Origin of the sequence: Hominisplanchenecus murintestinalis (genome assembly GCF_943193015.1) — a bacterium.
Lineage (GTDB): Bacteria > Bacillota > Clostridia > Lachnospirales > Lachnospiraceae > Hominisplanchenecus_A > Hominisplanchenecus_A murintestinalis.
Genome location: NZ_CALPCM010000020.1, coordinates 1 through 17,150 on the forward strand (window position 1 = coordinate 1; position 17,150 = coordinate 17,150).

The following is a 17,150-nucleotide window of genomic DNA, read 5'->3' on the forward strand; positions in this document are numbered from 1 at the left end:
GCATGAGATAAAAAGGCTATGTAAAACTAGTTTCATAAAGAAAATCAGAAAAGTGCCAACGAACACTTGACACAAACAACCTCACTGAATAATTTGCAATCCCTCCGCATTTGTAGTAAATTAGAAGAGAACACGTACACATTTTAATGATTAAGCGAGGGGATAAAATGAATTTCAAAAAATGGATTTCTCTGTGCTGTATGGCATTCAGCCTGACCTTGGCTGTACCCATAGCAGCCTCGGCCACAGGAACTCCTGAGGCAGAGACAGAACCGGCTGCGCCGGTGCAGACAAACGGATGGTCCGAAGACCATACCTACTACCTGCAGGACGGCAAAAAGATTACCGGCGTACATCAGCTTTCTGACGGCTACTACTATTTTTTTGACGGAAGCGGCACCTTATTAACGGGGAGACAAGGTTATGTGCGATACAATAAAGCTGCATATTTCGTTAAACCGGACGGCACTCTGCTGAGGAACTCTTGGGGAAAAGCAGACGGAAATTACTATTATGCCGGGGATTCGGCAAAGCTTCACACGAATACTGCAGCCCGCATCGGCGGTAAAATTTATTGTTTCAATACGAAAAGTGTAAAACTGACGAACGGCCTTAAGAAAATAAAAGGGAATACGTATCTTCTGGCCGCTTCCGGCGCTGCAAAGACCGGAATCCAGTTGTACAATGGAAAGCGGTATTTTTTCAACACCTCCAACGGAAGGATGATGAAAAACCGTAAGATAAAATATAATGGAAAGCTCTTTTTTGCCACTACAAAAGGTCCTCTTGTCACCGGATGGAAACAGGTAGGCGACAAAACCTATTATGCTGATTCCAAGGGACGGCTCAAAACCGGATGGCAGACCTACCAGGGCAAACGGTATTATTTTAATCAGCGAACAGGCGCCCTACGCAGCGGATGGGTCAATATTGACGGCCGCTATTACTATTACACGCCTTCCGGCTCTGTAAAGACCGGGTGGTTTAAAGTCGGGAAAAATACATACTACGGAACCCCTTCAGGCCCGCTCAAAGGCGCGCGCCTGATTGAATTCCAGCGTATCGGCGGAAAGCGCTACCTGTTTAATACCAGAGGCGTACTCCTGACCGGGTGGCAGAACCGCAACGGCCACAGATATTACATGGATTCCAAAGGAGTAGTGACTACCGGATGGAGAAAGATAAAAAGTCAATGGTATTTCTTCGAAAGCTCCGGCGCCATGAAAACCGGATGGCTGGTTCACAACGGAAACTTTTATTACATGAATCCAAAAACGGGAGCCATGACAACCGGAAGAAAGACAATCGGCGGACAGACTTACACATTTGCTTCCAGCGGTATTTATACCCAGCGGACTCTCTCCGGAAGCTGGGTTGTAAAAGTAAACCGGGCAGCAAATGTTATAACCGTTTACAAGGGCAATATCCCTGTAAAAGCATTCCTTTGCTCTACCGGCATGGACAATGCAACGCCCCTTGGAACCTTTTCTATCCGTGATAAACTTTGGAGACATGAACTGAACGGTCCTACGTGGGGATATTTCTGTTCCCATATTACAGACGACATCCTGTTCCACTCGATACCTGCACCTACAACGGAACGAACAGCCGTACCGTCTTACAAGTTCAACATGCTTGGACAGCAAGCCTCACAAGGATGTATCCGTCTGGCTATGGGAGATGCAAAGTGGTTGTACGATACCGTTCCTGTAGGAAGTACCGTAGTCGTATACGATGACGCTTCTTATCCCGGGCCATTAGGAAGACCTGCTAATTTTAAAATGAACGAAGACCCTGTTTATTATTACGATCCTACGGATCCTATCGCTTACCCAAGCTACTCTACTTCTAAGTAAACTTATACAAATAGAGGCTGTGAAGGATCCCTTTAATAAAAAAGAACGCTTTCAGGAATAAAACCCGGAAACGTTCTTTTTTTTCGTATAAATCTGCTTATCCTTATTTTGAATGCTTTGTTAGCCATTTATGGATTCATCCTGAGCTCCGCTGCGCACACCAGCGAACCCCGTATCTCTGCCGCTCATCCGGATTCATATCTGACCACTCCAGGAATGTCAAGTCGCTCTGCTCCATCTTCTGCCCGCACACCGTACATGGCACTTCTTTTCTGCGCGAAACAATCCGCACGGCCTGGCACCCCGGACACACGTATACTAAAATCATTTTCAAACACCTCTTATCTACTCGCCCAGACCGTTTTCAATCGCCGCGATAATCGTTTTAAGCGCCTCCTCTTCATCTTCACCCTCACAGGTAAATTCCACTTCATCCCCGCATTTCACGCATGCGCTCAGCACGCTCAGCACGCTCTTTGCATTCGCATATGTATCATGGAACTGAAAGTGGATAGAGCATTTAAAATTAATCGCTTCTTTACATAAGAGCCCCGCAGGCCTCAGATGAAGCCCCGTCAGATTTTTAACAACAACCTTTTGTTTTACCATCTTCTAATTCCCCCCTGTCCTTTCTGTCTATCTCCGACTATTCTCCCTGCTTTTCCGCCTGTTCTGAGGCAGACTCTGTCTTTACTAAATCAACGGCAATTTTTGCCTGAGCAGATAACACACATCCCTCCGGCAGAATGACTTCCAAAGGCACCTGATAATTTCCCGGTGTCTGGTATTTACTTGATGACAAATCCAAAATAACCTGAACATCTTCTGGCTTAATGACTTCCTGATCTGACTGCGGCTGGATTTCCAGGGAAATATAATCTGCCGGCGTTAGTTTATAACTCATATTCTCCGACCGTCCCCTCACTGCAATATCCGATACCGGAACCCGGATTGTCGTCGTGCCTATCTTCTCCATCTGTACGGTAACTACAATAATATCTGAAAGATCCTTCTCCTGAATCAAGGTGCTTCCAAAATTCTCCTCCAGGTATTCTTTTAAATTAATCTCTTTGCTGAATGTTTCTGAAGCCCCTTCTACAGAAACCTGATTGGAAATCGTCAAACGGTATCCCAGCTGATCCAAAACGTCTTTGCTTGCAGCCAGCCCAATTGTTTCCGGAGCTGTAGTGACTTTCACCACCTGGTATCCCTCTGCAGGCGTTCCACTCGTCTCTATACTGGGTACAATTCCCCGTCTCACCTTCCAAATTACCGCGCGCACTTTCATCTGCTCTTCTTCAAACACTTTTCCATCCTGGGTTTTTATCGTCAAACGTTCCATCTGGCTCGGAGTAAACTGTGTTTCATTTTTATCATAAATCGTAATAGGCGCCGTAACCGTCTTGCTCTTCGTAAGCCCCCGCACTTCAACGGCAACCTCCACTTTTCCAATCTTTTTCATATCTGATTCCGGACCTGCAATTGCGACAGAATTTCCGTCAACCGGCTCCAGTCCTCCTACCTGATATCCATTCGCCGGCGCCCCTTCTGCTTTTGTAGATACCACAAACATCGCATCCTTCACATCCTCCAGCTCCACTTTAAGGGAGTGCAGATCACACCACATGTCTTTCATGGTAAGCGTCGGCACTGTCGTGCAGCTGATGTCCAGCGGAATAGTGTTCAGCTCTCCTACAATATTTTCAAAATCTGCCGTAACCGTAAAACTGTCTGAGGAAAGCCTTTCCAGGATAGAACGCCTCGCTTTTACATATACGGTGACCGAATCCGTTTCCTGCCCTGTCCGATTGTCCTCCCGCGCCCGGTAGACTTTTTTCACTTTTTCCATAAAAACATCTGCATTCTTAATTGTAATCGGCACATTACGGAATGTCTCTGTCTTAATCGGATCATCTCCGTTTATTACCATGAGCCAAATCAGAAATGACACCAGAACCGCCATAATCTTAAGCCAGAAATTACTCACTATCTTTTTCTTCATTCTTCGTCTTGCCTTTCCAAAGCCTGAACTTTTTCATGTCAACTGTCTTATTCTGGAAGCTTACCAGCCTTGCTTTGAGTTCCTCGCCGCTCACTCCTCTGGAAAGCTCGCCGCGGTAAGCATAAGAAATCTGTCCCGTTTCCTCCGATATAATAATCGTCAGGGAATCCGTGACTTCGCTGACTCCTATCCCCGCCCTATGCCTGGTTCCCAGTTCTTTGCTAAGTACCATGTTATCAGATAACGGAAGATAACAGGTTGCAGATACAATCCGGTTTTCCCTGACCAGAACCGCCCCGTCATGAAGCGGCGTATTATGTTCAAAAATATTAATCAAAAGCTGGCTGGTGACATGCGCGTCAACGGAAATCCCTGTCCTTTCATACTCTGTCAGGCTCACATTTTGTTCCAATACGATTAACGCCCCCGTCTTTGCCTTTCCCATCTCCACAGATGCCTTTACCAGTTCGTTCACTGTCTTGTCGCTCATACGCTCACTGACATTCCTGGACGAATCAAACGGAACAATATTCGGCAGCACCCGCTTCTCTCCCAGCTGCTCCATCGCACGCCGCAGTTCCGGCTGAAAGATAATAACCGCCGCCATCAAGGCCAAATCTGTTCCCTTTGCTACCAAAAACTTAATCGTATCCATTTGAAGTGCATACGCAACCGCCACAAAGAATCCCAATACCAAAATCCCTTTCAGCAGCGTCCACGCTCTTGTCTCACGAATCCAGAGCATAACCCTGTAAACTAAAATAGACAAAAGGATAATTTCTACCACATCCGTAATCCGGATAGAAAGCGTCGGAAGCGTCATCCATGGAAGATATTCTGAAAAGAACTGTTTAATTGTCTCCACGTTCCTCACGCCCTTTCTTAACTTTCGGGACTGCCTTTACATAATAATAATAGTCCCCGTCTTCAAACTGTACATTTACCACTTTAGAATAATCTACCCGGAACACAAAAAATTTCACAATGAAAGCAATCAGCACTGCAAAAGCTGTTCCGATAAGCAGACCTAAAGCCTCGCCCATCCTGTCAAATACAAGACACCCTGTCAGTTCCACAAGCAGAAAAGTCAGCGTTCCTATAACGATTGCCATTGTCCAGGAATATTTCACTGCCATCCTTCGAATCAAATATACGACCAGCAGTACTGCTACCATGGAAATCAGAGCCAATACAAGCCTGTCATCCTTTATAATACTCTCAAGCAAAGTTTTTATATTTTTAATCAATTCCTGCGACTCCTCTGCCAGGGAAGTCTTACCTGATGCAGCGGCTTCCGTCGCTCCTGCGACAGACCCCAGCATGTAGTAAGAAATTATCCCAAAGCACATGGCTGCTGCGGCCGCAGGCGTTGAAATCAAGCCGAATACTAAAGGAACCGTACACGGTATCCCAAGTTCAAGAGCCAGCATCGTCAGTACAAATGCATACCCTTCCCGCGGAGTCACACTAAAATATACCAGCAGGAAAATTACCAGGATTCCCCCTCCTACGATGAATGCAGGAAGGGACAAGCCATAAAGATGTATCAAAATCAGCGATGCCCCCACCAGGACAATCCCGTTAATTGGAAGAAAAGAACAAAAAAGCGCCAGAATCAACACCACGAATATACTGTTAAGCTTCTCAAAATACCCCAGCCGCCCATTGATAAACCAAAAGGACAGAAGCGCCGTCAGAAATTTCCATCCGGATACTATATATGCGTCATATTTCCCATAAAAATCTTTTACGCTCTCCCTAAAGTCCAACAATGTTTCCATGGTACGTGCCTCCCTGTTTTCCGTTCCTTTTCTTCATCCCCCGTCCCGCACGGCCTGAGGTTTCATGGTCGTACTCCAAAACCAGGCGTTCCAGCATATTCCGATAGGTCTGCTGTTTTTTCTCCGCCTTATAATATTCTACCGCCGAAATCACGTAAGTCAATGTTAAAAACAAAATAAGAACAATCCCGTAAGCAATAAGCAATCCTGCCGCCAGTCCCTGAATATCCATGGTATTCAGTTTTTTCATAATCGCTTCTTCATTGTATACTGCCCAAAGCGCCGCGCCCAGCAGGTATGCTGCGGTAATCCGGAACAAGTTTTTCAAAAGGCGGATGCCTATAAAATCCCCCCGGTAGTACTCTCCCGCATTCTGCAGCAGCTTACGGTTTCTCTGTTCAAAATCTGCCAGTTTTGTCATCATCCTGATTCGCTTTTCACTCATTTAACCGTCATCCTTTCCGATGCAGAGGCTTACGAAATAAACCTCTTTGGCACCTTGTTCCAGAAGCCTTCCCGCAATCTCGTCTACCGTGCTCCCTGTCGTGTAAATATCGTCTACCAAAACTATTTTCTTTAATTTTACATCATATTGGCTTATTTTAAAAGCCCCTTTCAGATTATTTTGTCTTTCCCTGTACAGCAGCTCTTTCTGAGGCTTTGTCTTACGAACCCGCTGAACGATATCCGGCCGCACTGGAATTCCCAGCGCCCTGCCAATCTCCCTTGCCAGCAGCTCCGCCTGGTTAAATCCCCGCCGCCTCAGCTTTGAACGGTGAAGCGGAACCGGAATAAGAGCCTGCGCTCCCCATTCCAGAATCTTTTTTCCCAAAATTTCTGCCATATAGGCTCCGTAAAAATCAATATATTCTCTTTTGTTATGAAACTTCATCCGGCATACCGATTCTTTGATTTCACCTGTATATAAAAGCGCTGCCCTGCCCCGGGTATACAAATGCCGCCGCGTCCGACAGTCCTCACAATATTCCTGCGCCGGGTCAGCTATGGGTTTTCCACATTTTTTGCAAATTGGCTCCCGGATGGGCAAAAGTTTTTTTCTACATCCCGGACAGATCAACGCGCCATGCGCTTTCACGATTTCGTGGCACACCGGACAGTGCCGCGGATACAGAATTTCTAACATTTTTTGTAATTGCCGATTCATAATTCCGATTGCTCTCTCCCGATACGATTCTGCAATCCCTCTGTTTCTGCTAAGACAATTCTTTAATGCGGTTTTGAAGCGATGTATAGCGTTTCTGTTCAAATGTATTATCTATCATCTGATAAAATGTCCCTTCATCTCCCACTAGTGTCACACAGGATTTTGCCCTGGTTACTGCCGTATAAAGCAGATTCCGGTTCATCAGCATCCTTGGTCCGGGAAGCAGCGGAATCACCACTGCCGGATATTCGCTCCCCTGGGATTTATGGATGGTAACGGCATAAGCCAATTCCAGCTCGTCGAGCTGCTTAAACGGATAGTCGACAAACCTTCCCTCATCAAACTCCACCGTCATCATTTCCGCATATGTATTAATCTCACGGACAATTCCCATATCTCCGTTAAAAATTCCTGTCCCTTTTTCTACTGCAATCCCATACTTTCCACGTATTTCCCACTCTATCTGATAATTATTTTTAATCTGCATAACCTTATCCCCCTCGCGGAAAAGGCCGCCGCCATACTCTTTCTCCCTCTTGTCCTGAGATGGGGCATTCAGATATTCCTGAAGGATTGTATTCAGCCGTTCCACACCTAAAAGCCCTTTTCGCATAGGCGTGAGCACCTGGATTTCATTCTGGGAAGCATGGACATATTTGGGCATTTTCTGCTGCACCAGAGTAATTACAATGCTGATGATCACATTGGCATCCTGTCGTTTCAGAAAAAAGAAATCCCGGCTTTTGTTATCAGCTACTACATGCTCACCCTTATTAATTTTATGGGCATTAACAATAATGTCGCTCTCCGTCGCCTGACGGAAAATCTTCGTCAAACGCACCACCGGAAACTGACCGGAATCAATGATATCTTTCAATACGCTTCCCGGTCCCACGGAAGGAAGCTGGTTCACATCTCCTACCATAATCAGTCTGGTGCCCACCGGAACTGCCATCAGAAGCGCGTGGGCAAGATAAATATCTACCATGGACATTTCATCAATAATAATCACGTCAGCTTCCAGAGGATTTTCAGCATTTCTTCCAAACTGTCCCCGGCTTTCATCGTCCGTTCCCCCGCTGACTTCAAGCAGCCGATGGATGGTCTGCGCCTCATAACCGGTGGCTTCTGTCATCCTCTTAGCCGCCCGGCCCGTGGGGGCGGCAAGGCGCAATTCCAGCCCTTCGGATTCAAAATAATCTATCAGTGCATTAATCGTCGTTGTCTTTCCTGTTCCCGGGCCTCCTGTAATCACAAGCAAGCCGTGCCCTGCCGCCGCTGCCACGGCCTGCCTTTGCATTTCGTCCAGCTCTGTCTCTCTTTCTTTCTCAATTTTAGCCACTTTTGCAAGCACTGCTGTTTCTGAAATTTCACAGGAAATATTTAAATCATGCAGCATCTTTGCCGCATTCAGCTCCAAATAATATGCCGCCGTACTATAAATGCAGATACTTTCCCCATCCTCTTTAACAATCAGCTTCCTGTCCACTGCCAAATCCATGACATGCTTCTCCACGCTCTCCCGGCTCACCCCCAGAAGAACCACCGTGCGCTCCTGAAGCATTTCCTGCGGAAGATAAATATGGCCTTCCCCAGACGCCTGTTGCAGCACATAGAGAATCCCGCTACGAATCCGGAAATCCGAATCCGTATGAATACCTACCCTCCCCGCAATCTCATCGGCAATGCGGAACCCAATCCCTCCGATATCCTCTGCCATCTGGTAAGGATTTTCTTTAACGATCCGGTACAGCTCCGGCCCATATGTATTATAGATTTTTACGCCCATGCTGTTTGAAATGCCATACTGCTGCAGGAAAATCATAGCTTTGCGCATATCCCGCTTCTCTTCTGCCTGTTCTGCTATCTCTCTGGCTTTCCGTTCACTGATTCCCTTGATTTCTGCAAGCCTCTCCGGTTCCTCCTCAATAATGCGGAACGTATCTGCCTTAAATTTCTTTACAATCCGCGCCGCTAACGAAGCGCCAATTCCTTTGATTGCCCCTGAGCCTAAATACCTCTCAATAGACACCACATCCTCCGGCTCTTTGATTTCATAAGAAACAATCTGAAACTGCCTGCCATATGTGCTGTGCTCCTTATACTGCCCTTCCGCTTCTATAGCCTCTCCATTCCCTATATAATGCAGGCTGCCTACGCAAGTAATTTCCTCTTCCCCGCAGATCAGCGCCAGCACCGTATAACCATTTTCGCTGTTCCGGTAAATGATATGATCCACATACCCCTGTATCCTCTCCATTTATCCTCCTACTGCATCCCCGGATTCCAAAAGAAAAAGGCTGTTTTCCCACAGCCCTCTCCTTTTCTTCCATTCCCTGCACGGCGCTTTTCAATCTTCCAGCTTTTTATTTCCTGCCGTCAGTTCCACGAACTTTCCGGTTCCCACTGCTACGGCAGTCATTGGTTCTTCTGCCGTTATAGTATTGATTCCCGTCTTAGATTCAATCAGCTCTTCCAGGCCGTTCAGAAGCGCGCCGCCGCCTGTTAATACGATTCCCCTGTCCACTACGTCCGCTGCCAGTTCCGGCGGCGTACGCTCCAGCACACTGTGTACTGCCTCTACAATTTGGGTCGTTGCCTCTTTCAAAGCGTCACGAATTTCCTCAGATGTGACTTTCACGGTTTTGGGCAGTCCCGTGACTAAGTCACGTCCTCTGACCTCCATAACCTTCTGCTCCGGGCGCTCAATGGCTGTCCCAATGCTAATCTTGATATCCTCTGCTGTTCTTTCCCCAATCAGAAGATTATGCTTCTTCCTTAAATAACGGATGATGGCATCGTCAAAATCATCTCCCGCTACCTTAATGGATGTGCTCACTACGATACCGTCCAGAGAAACTACCGCTACATCGCAGGTTCCCCCGCCAATATCTACAATCATGTTTCCGCACGGTCTTGAAATATCAATCCCGGCGCCGATAGCTGCCGCCAGCGGCTCTTCAATGATAGATACCTCTCTGGCGCCTGCCTGATAAGTGGCGTCTTCTACAGCTTTCTTTTCCACTTCTGTTATGCTGCTTGGAACACATACGCTAATTCTCGGTTTTCGGAAAGAAAGACGACCGATGGCTTTTTGGATAAAATATTTTAGCATCTGCTCCGTTACTGTGTAATCAGAAATGACGCCTTTACGCAGCGGCCGGATAGCTACAACGTTTCCCGGGGTACGCCCAAGCATCAGCCGGGCCTCTTCCCCAATCGCTTTAATTTTATTCGTGTCTCTGTCAAATGCCACGACGGAAGGCTCTTTTAAGACTACTCCTTTCCCCTTGACATATACTAAAATACTGGCAGTTCCCAGGTCAATTCCAATGTCCGTTGAAGTCATATGAATACTCCTTTCTCTCTGACGCTATTATTATATACAGCCCGTCTTTAATTGAAAAGGGCTTTTTCAACTTTTCTTTCAGCCGAAAAATTGTTTTCGATTTTCCTAACACTTTTTTTCTTATTTTAACAATTATTTTATGTTTCAAACATAGTTTCTACACATTTTTGTTTTATATTATAACCATATTAGCAATGAGCTAATATATTTTCATAACTCACACTTCGCAGCTCCCACAAGTTGCGAAGTACTCCCTCAAAATATTTTAATTTTTCTCTTTCCTTTAGAATAAGAAGCCGGAAGGCTTCTTATTCTTTTTCTTACAATATTATAAAAATAAACCAAAACTCCTTATTTTATCCTGACAGTTCTTACCGCGCTATACGCAGACCTGACTTTCTTTCCTTTTACCTTTTTATAGGCCCGCACTTTATAATATAGTGTTTTTTTCGGCAGCCGGGTATTTTTCCAGATAAGCTTTTTCGTATCGGCAATCTTGCGGTATCCCTTTTTCTTTTTCACAGAACGGTAAATTTCATATCCGTCCGCGCCTTTCACCTTTTTGTATTTTATGATAACGTATTTTCTTTTCTTCTGTATCTTAATCTTAGGCTTTGCAAGCGAAACCTTTACCGGCGTAACAGGATTTCTTCCTGTTTCCCCCGGAGCCTTTGTACCCGGCTCAATTTTATTTGTCTCGGATTCTTTTGTCTCCGGCTCTTCTCTCTCAGGCTCCTTTGTTTCCGTTTCCTTTGTTTCCGGCTCTTGGGTTTCTGAATCTTTCGTCTCCGTTTCCGGCTCTTTCGTTTCAGTCTCCTGTGTCTCCGTTTCCGGCTCTTTCGTTTCAGTCTCCTGTGTCTCAGTCTCCTGCGGCTCTGTCGTTTCTGAATCCTGTGTTTCCGGTTCGGTTTCCGTTCCTTCTGTATTTGTTTCGCTTTCGTCTGTTTCTGTAGAACCCTGTTCTTTTTCCCACTGTGCATACAGCAAAACCCGGCCATTCTGCTCAGTCGTCAGGTTCTGCACGCTTTCTTCATCGGAAAATATCCTTCCTATGCCGTCCGTGTTTGTACTCCATCCCCGGAAAATGTATCCTGTCCTTGTATAAACGTTTGCAGAAAGTCCGGCAGGCTCCCCGTATACAAACTGCTGCTCTGGCATAGGATTCCCGCTGCCTCCATTCGCCAGAAAACCTACTGTATACGTATTGCTTTCAAAACATGCATAATACTGCTCGCCATACACCCCGTTAATCGGCTGGGGAATAAAATGCTCCTGCGTACTTACCTCATTGTCTTCAATATCCACCCATCTCACAAAATGATATCCCGGGTTTGCCAATGCGGTCGCCCCTGCCGGGCTTTCTGTTTCCGGGTCAAAAGTATCCCATATTATGCTCACGTCTCCCTTTCTTTCATCATCCGAGAAATATCCAATCGTAATCCCTGTTGGAGTCTCTGCATCTTTTACCGTTTTCCAGCTGCCATCTTCCTGACGGAGCAGCCGGAAACCGCTCTGCGTCGGATAAGGAACAAAAGAAAATGTTCCGCGTACCTGAGCTGGCGCTTCAATATAGGTATGGTTCTCTAAAGCAATTCCAGAATACCCGTTTCCTCCCCCGCTCGTTTCAAATACTGTTCTCCCTGACACGTTTCCTTCAATTTTTAACACGCCGTTCTTATCCAACACCAGTTTTCCGCCGCCGATAAAGTCATGGGCTTTTATATTTCCTGCCGTTGATAAATCCAACGTACCCCCTTCTTCAACCGCCATGTTTACCTTTCCTGCATACGCGGCAGTCAATGCCTGTGGCTTCAGGGTTCCTTCTTTTACTGTCAACGCCGTTATGTTTAAAAGCATCAGATTGTCTTCCATATACTTTGTACTGAAGGTAACTCCGACGCTTCCCTCTGCTCCGGTGCCATCTACTTTGTTAACAAATACCCTATCAAGGCTGAAAGCCACATTTCCTGTCACCGGATAGGCGGCTGCATCTGCTTCGGGGGACGGCGGTTCTGTAAAGTCAAACCAGTTATCCCGGTCAAATACTGCTTCATGCGCGCCGCAGCCGTATAAATCCCCCAGCTTCGTGCTGCTTATATCCTGAACGGTGATGGACACATTACTGTCAAATCTTCCATTGATGCTCCCCGCATATACATTTCCGAACTCGCTTTGCTTACCCTGAATAAGCACTTCTCCAAAATCCCCCGGCTCAGGTCCCAGCCGCACTCCTGCCGTATTATACAAACTGCCCGCCGCCACATCAAGAAGCCTGTGTCCCGCTTCCCTGGATACATCAATCAGGGAAAGCCGATACCCATTAGCAAAAATCTGGGCATGGTAAGGATCAGCAGCCGCAAGTTTAATATTGCGAAATGTAACATCTGCTCCCAGCACAATGCCTGCCGCCCTGCTGTACAGTTTGGCTCGCTCAGCTCCCGGTTCCGGCTCAATCACCACTTCCTTATCAATCACCAGAGGCATATCATTGCCCTGGGAATTTACAACTGCATTATTGGATGCCAGTATATAAATCTTTCCTCCGTCTGCCACATTCGCCAGTGCATCCTCAAAGCGGTTATATGGGTTGTCTTTCGTCCCATCCCCTGAAGTATCCATCAACGATTTACTCATAGATGTATAAACAATTTCTTTTTCCTGTGTCCCGGCAGCGCTGACTGTTATATATGCCGCTGAAAATAATACCGTCAGCACTGCGCCCATCCATCCTGCTCTTTTCCACTTTTTCATATTTTCCCTCACCATTTTGGAAGTCCGGCAAATCCGGCCTGTAATTCTTCATCTGTTGGAATATAGTCTCCCATCTCACCGTTATGGAACTTTTCATAGGCAACCATATCAAAGTATCCTGTTCCTGTAAGCCCAAAAAGAATCGTCTTTTCTTCCCCTGTTTCTTTGCATTTGAGCGCTTCATCAATCGCTGCACGGATGGCATGACTGCTCTCCGGCGCCGGCAGGATGCCTTCCACTCTGGCAAACTGTTCCGCTGCCTCAAATACAGACGTCTGCTCCACTGAGCGCGCCTCCATATACCCGTCATGATATAACTGTGAAAGGACAGAATTCATTCCGTGATACCGCAGTCCCCCCGCATGATTTGAAGACGGAATAAATCCGCTTCCGAGCGTATACATCTTAGACAGCGGGCACACCATTCCTGTGTCGCAGAAATCATAAGCAAACACACCTCTTGTCATACTCGGGCACGATGCAGGCTCTACGGCAATAAACCGGTAATCCGCCTCACCCCGCAGCTTTTCTCCCATAAAAGGCGAAATCAGGCCGCCCAGATTGGACCCTCCTCCTGCACACCCGATAATAATGTCAGGCTTAACCCCATACTTATCCAACGCAAGTTTCGCCTCCACGCCGATAATTGACTGGTGAAGAAGAACCTGGTTCAGCACACTCCCCAGCACATAGCGGTAGCCTTCCATATGAGTAGCTGCTTCCACAGCCTCTGAAATAGCACATCCAAGACTCCCGGTAGTTCCCGGATGAGCGGCCAGGATTTGGCGCCCTACTTCTGTCATTTCAGAAGGAGACGGCGTAACCGACGCCCCATATGTGCGCATCACTTCCCTGCGGAAAGGCTTCTGCTCATAAGAACACTTTACCATATACACCTTGCAGTCCAAATCCAGATATGCACATGCCATAGACAGTGCGGTTCCCCACTGTCCCGCCCCCGTCTCTGTTGTCACGCCTTTCAGCCCCTGCTCCTTTGCATAATATGCCTGTGCAATTGCCGAATTCAGTTTATGGCTTCCGCTGGTGTTATTTCCCTCAAATTTGTAGTATATCTTCGCCGGCGTCTGCAGCTTCTCCTCCAGGCAATATGCGCGCACCAGGGGCGCCGGACGGTACATTTTATAAAAACCCAGGATTTTTTCCGGAATATCGATATAACGGCTGTCATCATCCAGCTCCTGCTTTACCAGCTCTTTGCAAAATACTGTTTCCAGTTCTTCTGCTTTCATTGGCTCATGGGTTTCCGGATTCAAAAGAGGCGCCGGTTTATTCTTCATATCCGCCCGCACATTATACCACTGCTTCGGCATCTCATTTTCTTCTAAATAAATTTTATAAGGGATTTTCTTCTCACTCATCCTTCTGTTCTCCTTTATGCTTTTCAGGCAAAATGAAATTTCTTCCCGCCTGCTTACACACTATTTTATGGGGGGAGAACCTAATTGTCAACGGTTTTTCGCCCGCCCGGGCTGCCTGCACTCAGCCGGTGGCATTCCCTCTCGTAAAGATATACCTGATCTGAAAGCACATCCTCTGGAAGCACCTGTGTCCTGTTTATCTCAAACACCATATCTTCCAGCTCCTCCCGGGCTGCCTGCACATTTAAAGGCACAATAATGCATTCATGGACACTGCTGGGGAGAATATAGAAATCATCCTCTAATTCTTCAGCAATTCCGGCAAGCACACTATCATAAAGAATATATACCGCCCCAAACGAATGCGCCGCATTCGACAGAACATACATTGGAAGCTCCTCTTTATCCTCCGCTATCTGCCCCATCTCCCCAAAACTCTCCTCTAAAATTTCCCTCATCTCCCTGAACTCATGCGGGTAAATCCTGGGGGTATTCCGTCTGGCTATTTCATAAAGCCGTTCCCGCGTGATCCCCCACATGTCTAAGTGGCTGTTAAATATGAGAATCGTCCCGCTCCCGATCTCCTCATCCTCAAGCGCATAATAAAATACAAGCGCCAAATCCAGACAGCAAATGTGGGGAATTCTCTGCAGCAGTTCTTCATTTCTATTATAATTCACCAATTTGCATGCCACCCGAGGCGCTACCTTTTCAAAATCTTTATAAAAATCAGAATCCGCCGAAGCGCTTACCCTGCTTTTTTCATATACTTTCAGAATGTCTTCCGTAACCTCTTCCAGCGTCACGCCCTTTTGATATACCACATAGTAATCCTTTAAATAAATCACGGGGGAAATCTTTTTCCCTTCTTCCATAATAGTAATACCCTCCAGGGCCACTCCGTTGTTTTTTACAATAAGGCGCCGCTCTGCGCGCACCTCATCCCCCAGTTTTTCTGCCAGCCTTGCCTGTACTTGACAAATAAATTCTTCGTACTTCAAATAAGTCCCTTCCTTTCGTAAATATTAACAACATGCATCTCATTTGGAATTTTGGTGCGAACGCACTTGAAAAACCAGAACATTCCTTAATGACTTTTTATGCATCTCATTATATATCAATCCCATTTCCATGTCAAGTGACATTTTTGAAAAGAAATACACGCACGGAGCTTGAATTATAAATGGACTTTGCCTTCTCAATATGATACAATAATGAGCATGTGAAACACCTGCCAAAAGCCGCATATCTCTGCGCTTTTGGCAGGAAAATGACAGATGAAAGGATTCACGCATTATGAGTACTGTAGAAAACTCTATAAAACGTTCTCGTTTTTCCGGCATTTTGGCGCATCCCACCTCTTTTCCGTCTCCGTACGGCATCGGCGATATGGGCCAGGGTGCTTATGATTTTATTGATTTCCTGGAGAAATCGGGCCAGAGTTTGTGGCAGGTACTTCCTTTAGGACCTACCGGCTTTGGTGATTCGCCCTATCAGGGATTTTCGGCATTTGCCGGACAGCCGCTCATTATCAGCCCGGAAAATATGAAGGAACTGAACCTTCTCACCGATGAAGATTTCTGCGGCATGCCTGTCTGGGACGCCCAGAAAACAGACTACGGAGCTGTTTTGGAATTTAAAACAAAACTGTTCCACAAGGCTTATGAAAGATTTGTTCACACTCCAGATAAACTGCTCCTGGAAGAATTTGAGGATTTTTGCCTTCTCCAGAAATTCTGGCTGGACGATTACGCGCTGTTTATGGCCGGTAAAGACGCCCACGAAGGCCGCTGCTGGCTGGACTGGGAGGATGATCTGAAAAATCCGGATGAAAAATCACGAAAAAAATGGGAAACACAGCTGGCTGATGATATAAAATATTATAAATTTCTCCAGTTCCTGTTCTTCCGTCAATGGAATGCCCTGAAAGAATATGCAAACAGGCACGGCATAGAAATTGTCGGCGATATCCCCATCTTTGTATCGCTGGACAGCGTAGACGTATGGGCACACAAAGATTTATTCCAGCTGGACACCAAAGGGCATCCCTCCTGTGTGGCAGGCGTACCCCCTGACTATTTCAGCGCTACCGGACAGCTCTGGGGAAATCCCCTGTATGACTGGAAAGCACACAAAAAGCAGGATTATGCCTGGTGGATCGCACGCGTAAAGCATCAGATTGGACTGACGGACTATTTGCGCATCGACCATTTCCGGGGCTTTGAAGCTTACTGGGCCGTACCTGCCGGCGAAGAAACTGCAGTAAACGGTAAATGGGTCAAAGGCCCGAACGAAGCGCTGTTTCTGGCCATTCAGAAGGAACTGGGTGACGAGCTTCCTATTTTTGCAGAGGATTTAGGCGTCATTACTCCTGAAGTTGAATGGCTGCGCGACATGTTCCATTTCCCCGGAATGCGTATTCTACAGTTTGGGTTCGAGTGCCTGGAAGATGGCAGCTATCTGCCCCACAACTTTACAACTACCAACTGTATCTGCTACACCGGAACCCATGACAACGACACCACCACCGGATGGTACCGCACCATTTCTGAGGAATGCCGTGACAAAATCCGAAGATACGGAAACACAGACGGAGGGCGGATCAGCCTTGACTTCATCCGTTTTTGTCTGGGGAGCATAGCAAAATACGCGATTTTTCCTATCCAGGATTTACTTGAGATGGGAAGCGAAACCCGTATGAATACGCCCGGTATGCCCTCTGACAATTGGGGGTTCCGTTACGAAGCAAAAGAACTTACTCCGGAACGCGCTTCCTGGCTTTTGCAGACCACAAAGCTTTTCGGGCGTTGATATGCCTGTTCTTTACAGACCGTTCGGTATACACATCTCGTAAACTATGCTCCGCT

At 46.6% G+C, this 17,150-nt stretch carries 14 protein-coding genes; 2 read left to right on the plus strand and 12 right to left on the minus strand.

The window, feature by feature from the left end:
- Positions 1–167 precede the first annotated feature (167 nt).
- Positions 168–1,856, plus strand: coding sequence for a L,D-transpeptidase family protein (locus tag NFR99_RS08650; RefSeq protein WP_168354747.1), 1,689 nt, complete (start codon positions 168–170; stop codon positions 1,854–1,856).
- A gap of 136 nt (positions 1,857–1,992) precedes the next feature.
- On the opposite strand, the gene NFR99_RS08655 is transcribed toward NFR99_RS08650, so the two are convergent.
- The 12 genes from NFR99_RS08655 to NFR99_RS08710 all read right to left on the minus strand — a co-directional run bounded on the left by NFR99_RS08655 (position 1,993) and on the right by NFR99_RS08710 (position 15,284).
- Positions 1,993–2,184 carry a DNA-directed RNA polymerase subunit M gene (locus tag NFR99_RS08655; RefSeq protein ID WP_120484668.1) on the minus strand — a complete coding sequence of 64 codons (192 nt, stop codon included), beginning with the start codon at positions 2,182–2,184 and terminating at the stop codon, positions 1,993–1,995.
- A gap of 17 nt (positions 2,185–2,201) precedes the next feature.
- Positions 2,202–2,465, minus strand: a complete 264-nt coding sequence (locus NFR99_RS08660; protein WP_120484667.1) for an HPr family phosphocarrier protein — start codon at positions 2,463–2,465, stop codon at positions 2,202–2,204.
- Positions 2,466–2,502: 37 nt separating this feature from the next.
- Entirely contained in the window at positions 2,503–3,858 is a 1,356-nt protein-coding gene (locus NFR99_RS08665) for a CdaR family protein (protein WP_251353432.1), read from the minus strand.
- A complete protein-coding gene (gene cdaA / locus NFR99_RS08670; protein WP_243126712.1) occupies positions 3,836–4,723 on the minus strand; it encodes a diadenylate cyclase CdaA in 888 nt (295 codons plus the stop codon). The genes NFR99_RS08665 and cdaA overlap by 23 nt, the downstream gene beginning before the upstream one ends.
- A complete protein-coding gene (locus NFR99_RS08675; protein WP_120484665.1) occupies positions 4,710–5,639 on the minus strand; it encodes a hypothetical protein in 930 nt (309 codons plus the stop codon). The genes cdaA and NFR99_RS08675 overlap by 14 nt, the downstream gene beginning before the upstream one ends.
- Positions 5,617–6,084: a hypothetical protein gene (locus NFR99_RS08680; protein ID WP_120484664.1), complete on the minus strand. Its 468-nt coding sequence runs from the start codon at positions 6,082–6,084 to the stop codon at positions 5,617–5,619. Before NFR99_RS08680 ends, NFR99_RS08675 begins: the two co-directional genes overlap by 23 nt.
- Positions 6,085–6,804: a ComF family protein gene (locus NFR99_RS08685; protein WP_135975412.1), complete on the minus strand. Its 720-nt coding sequence runs from the start codon at positions 6,802–6,804 to the stop codon at positions 6,085–6,087.
- Positions 6,805–6,853: 49 nt separating this feature from the next.
- Positions 6,854–9,064: an SF1B family DNA helicase RecD2 gene (gene recD2 / locus NFR99_RS08690; protein ID WP_135975414.1), complete on the minus strand. Its 2,211-nt coding sequence runs from the start codon at positions 9,062–9,064 to the stop codon at positions 6,854–6,856.
- 90 nt (positions 9,065–9,154) lie between these two features.
- A complete protein-coding gene (mreB, locus tag NFR99_RS08695) occupies positions 9,155–10,153 on the minus strand; it encodes a rod shape-determining protein (protein ID WP_120484661.1) in 999 nt (332 codons plus the stop codon).
- A 351-nt stretch (positions 10,154–10,504) separates the two neighbouring features.
- Positions 10,505–12,904: an InlB B-repeat-containing protein gene (locus NFR99_RS08700; RefSeq protein WP_251353433.1), complete on the minus strand. Its 2,400-nt coding sequence runs from the start codon at positions 12,902–12,904 to the stop codon at positions 10,505–10,507.
- Between the two features lie 8 nt (positions 12,905–12,912).
- The gene (locus tag NFR99_RS08705; protein WP_120484658.1) at positions 12,913–14,283 is read right to left on the minus strand and encodes a TrpB-like pyridoxal phosphate-dependent enzyme; all 1,371 of its coding nucleotides are present in this window, start codon (positions 14,281–14,283) and stop codon (positions 12,913–12,915) included.
- A gap of 80 nt (positions 14,284–14,363) precedes the next feature.
- On the minus strand, positions 14,364–15,284 hold the full coding sequence (locus NFR99_RS08710; protein WP_135975418.1) for a DUF5688 family protein: 921 nt from the start codon (positions 15,282–15,284) through the stop codon (positions 14,364–14,366).
- 295 nt (positions 15,285–15,579) lie between these two features.
- On the opposite strand from NFR99_RS08710, the gene malQ reads away from it, so the two are divergent.
- The gene (gene malQ / locus NFR99_RS08715) at positions 15,580–17,094 is read left to right on the plus strand and encodes a 4-alpha-glucanotransferase (RefSeq protein ID WP_251353434.1); all 1,515 of its coding nucleotides are present in this window, start codon (positions 15,580–15,582) and stop codon (positions 17,092–17,094) included.
- Positions 17,095–17,150: the final 56 nt, after the last annotated feature.

What these genes read in the sequence shown, in the direction of transcription:
- NFR99_RS08650 (WP_168354747.1), top strand. Translation starts at nt 168, where the DNA reads ATGAATTTCAAAAAATGGATTTCTCTGTGCTGTATGGCATTCAGCCTG.
- NFR99_RS08705 (WP_120484658.1), bottom strand. Translation starts at nt 14,283, where the DNA reads ATGAGTGAGAAGAAAATCCCTTATAAAATTTATTTAGAAGAAAATGAG.
- NFR99_RS08680 (WP_120484664.1), bottom strand. Translation starts at nt 6,084, where the DNA reads ATGAGTGAAAAGCGAATCAGGATGATGACAAAACTGGCAGATTTTGAA.
- mreB (WP_120484661.1), bottom strand. Translation starts at nt 10,153, where the DNA reads ATGACTTCAACGGACATTGGAATTGACCTGGGAACTGCCAGTATTTTA.
- NFR99_RS08655 (WP_120484668.1), bottom strand. Translation starts at nt 2,184, where the DNA reads ATGATTTTAGTATACGTGTGTCCGGGGTGCCAGGCCGTGCGGATTGTT.
- malQ (WP_251353434.1), top strand. Translation starts at nt 15,580, where the DNA reads ATGAGTACTGTAGAAAACTCTATAAAACGTTCTCGTTTTTCCGGCATT.
- NFR99_RS08700 (WP_251353433.1), bottom strand. Translation starts at nt 12,904, where the DNA reads ATGAAAAAGTGGAAAAGAGCAGGATGGATGGGCGCAGTGCTGACGGTA.
- NFR99_RS08685 (WP_135975412.1), bottom strand. Translation starts at nt 6,804, where the DNA reads ATGAATCGGCAATTACAAAAAATGTTAGAAATTCTGTATCCGCGGCAC.
- NFR99_RS08665 (WP_251353432.1), bottom strand. Translation starts at nt 3,858, where the DNA reads ATGAAGAAAAAGATAGTGAGTAATTTCTGGCTTAAGATTATGGCGGTT.
- recD2 (WP_135975414.1), bottom strand. Translation starts at nt 9,064, where the DNA reads ATGGAGAGGATACAGGGGTATGTGGATCATATCATTTACCGGAACAGC.
- NFR99_RS08660 (WP_120484667.1), bottom strand. Translation starts at nt 2,465, where the DNA reads ATGGTAAAACAAAAGGTTGTTGTTAAAAATCTGACGGGGCTTCATCTG.
- NFR99_RS08675 (WP_120484665.1), bottom strand. Translation starts at nt 5,639, where the DNA reads ATGGAAACATTGTTGGACTTTAGGGAGAGCGTAAAAGATTTTTATGGG.